This window comes from uncultured Mucilaginibacter sp. (genome assembly GCF_903913935.1).
Taxonomy (GTDB): Bacteria; Bacteroidota; Bacteroidia; order Sphingobacteriales; family Sphingobacteriaceae; genus Mucilaginibacter.
This window is the reverse complement of record NZ_CAIWNH010000522.1, coordinates 1-2203: the sequence shown is the minus strand read 5'-3', so window position 1 is coordinate 2203 and position 2203 is coordinate 1. Positions and strand designations below refer to the sequence as shown.

2 protein-coding genes and 1 pseudogene are annotated in these 2203 nt (G+C 37.0%); all 3 read right to left on the bottom strand.

The genetic code is table 11. The features are described from left to right. Positions 1–181 (bottom strand): annotated as a pseudogene (locus tag QZY09_RS21035) (radical SAM protein); the annotation flags it as partial. A gap of 29 nt (positions 182–210) precedes the next feature. Beyond that, complete coding sequence (locus tag QZY09_RS21030; protein WP_295675744.1) at positions 211–846, bottom strand: response regulator transcription factor; 636 nt, start codon at positions 844–846, stop codon at positions 211–213. After that, positions 818–1642 (bottom strand): histidine kinase, encoded by an 825-nt coding sequence (locus QZY09_RS21025; protein WP_295675742.1) that lies wholly within the window; start codon positions 1640–1642, stop codon positions 818–820. The genes QZY09_RS21030 and QZY09_RS21025 overlap by 29 nt, the downstream gene beginning before the upstream one ends. Between the last annotated feature and the right edge of the window lie 561 nt (positions 1643–2203).

The window sequence follows — 2203 nt, the reverse complement described above, 5'->3', positions numbered from 1 at the left end:
TGGATTCGCTAACGATTTTTTTTGGTGTCTCTACAAATAATTGCGTAGCCGTATTTTCCAGCATCGGCTCATCAAGCCCTTCAATATGTTCTAAAACATATTTGTTTTTTAAAAACTTGTTGTGTGTATTTACCTGTGCTCCGCGCCCTTTAAAAAACTCTGCGTTTTCCTCGTGTCCCATAAAGCAAAAATGCTAATTTATTTAGCATTTTACAACTCTGTAAGTTTGTTTTTTATGGCGTATAAAACAAGTCCTACGCGACTTTTTACATGCAGTTTTTCAAAAAGCTGATCGCGGTAACCATCCACGGTCCGTACGCTGATGCGCATTTGATCGGCAATTTCTTTATAGGTGAGTTCGGTGGCCACTAATTTTAAAAATTCAACTTCCCTGCTATTTAGCTTATCAAACTCAACCGGGTTGTTGATCGAATCGAGCAATAGCCTGGTAACAAATTCAGGGTAATATAACTCGCCCTGTGATACTTTTTGCAGTGCACGTTCAAATTCAATAGGCTCCGAGTCTTTAAGCAGGTAGCCCTTTACCCCAAGCTTGAGCATTGCCAGCACCTTATCAGCGTCATCAAACATGGATAATACGATGACCTGAATTTGGGGATAAGCCGTTTTAAGCCCGCGCGCGGTATTAATACCATTCATGCCGGGCATATTGATATCAAGCAAGATGATATCGGGCCTGAAATCCGGTTTTATTTTACTGATCATTTCGTCGCCGTTTGAGGCTTCAAAAATGACTTTGTACCCTATAAAATTATTAATTAAAGATGCTATTCCGCTTCTGAAAAGGCGGTGATCGTCAACCAATGCTATTTGAATGGTCTTCATCAATATATAAATGTTGTTCTAAAGGGTTTAGGCTAACTTTAATTACGCACCCTTTTCCGGGGGCGCTATTTATTTTTGCAATTGCCACGATAAGCGCCGCCCTGTTCTCCATATTTCTTAAACCTGCTCCGTCACTCTTCCCGGACATTTCGTCCGAAAAGCCTGCACCGTCGTCTTCGAGGGTTAAATTAAACAATTCGGGGTAATATTGCAAACTGATTTTAAAATGATTGGCCCCGGCATGCTTAAGCATATTGTTAACCGCTTCCTGAAAAATACGGAATAGCACCAGTTCACGCTGTTCACCTAAACCGGCAATTTCACCATCGGTCGTAATTTCAGCTTTTACAATCCCGCTTTTATTCAGGCGGTTAACTTCCATTTCAATGGTTTTAAGTAACCCGAGTTTGGTTATATGCTCAAAACTGAGACTTTTTGAGAGGTCCTTCAGGTCGTTAATAGCGTGGGCTATCAATTCACGGCTTTCATTTATTTTTATTTGCTTTTGCTTTTCATCGGCATTGCCGATCATGGCAAGGTCAAGCTTTACAAATGACAATACTTGTGTAATATTATCATGAATTTCACGGCTTACGTGGTTAAGTGTTTGTTCCTGCATTTCGAGCCTGGCTTTAAGCACCTCCTGCCGAAAGATGGATTGAAGTTGTTCCTGCTCTTGCTGGTTTTTTAATTGCCTGTTGCGGTATAAAACAATAAAATAAATAATAAAGCCGGCTATGCTTGCAAACAATGCAGCTGTTGACAATACTAATATTGGAATACTTCCGTCAGGCATAAGTTGTTAATATTTCTTTATTATCAGTTAAAAGTGAAACACCGATAAAAACATGAAACAGGTATAATGAGAAATACCAAAAGTAATACAATGAATAGTTATTAATATGATGGGCAACATAATAATTTGCCAGGCCTAAATTTAAGAACATAGTTGTTGCATAAATAAACATTGCTGTATTATACCAAAAGACACCTTGTTTAACAATGTTAACTTTTGATGGATATAACAACATTTGTTTAAATAACAACAATGAAAAAATGGCAAATAATATTTGGGTAGGCAGATAAATATTTGTAGGAAACACCTTTAAAAAAGGTTGCAAAAAAAAGGCATTAATGATAAAAAAAATAAAGAGGATCAAGATAGACGCGAAGATGACTTTTTTGATGGCCTTGTTTTTGAAAAGATAAAAATAGATTAATGCATAAATAACATATTCAGTTATAGCTTCCGTTTGAAGAATGGGCGCATTATTTTTATACCTGGTTGAAAAAATTTTAGCTAGTACATTAAAACAAAATACGATTAGAACGGACCATGATAATACTTTAAAAGGCA

Coding starts and splice junctions, on each gene's coding strand:
- QZY09_RS21030 (WP_295675744.1), bottom strand. CDS start 846: ATGAAGACCATTCAAATAGCATTGGTTGACGATCACCGCCTTTTCAGA.
- QZY09_RS21025 (WP_295675742.1), bottom strand. CDS start 1,642: ATGCCTGACGGAAGTATTCCAATATTAGTATTGTCAACAGCTGCATTG.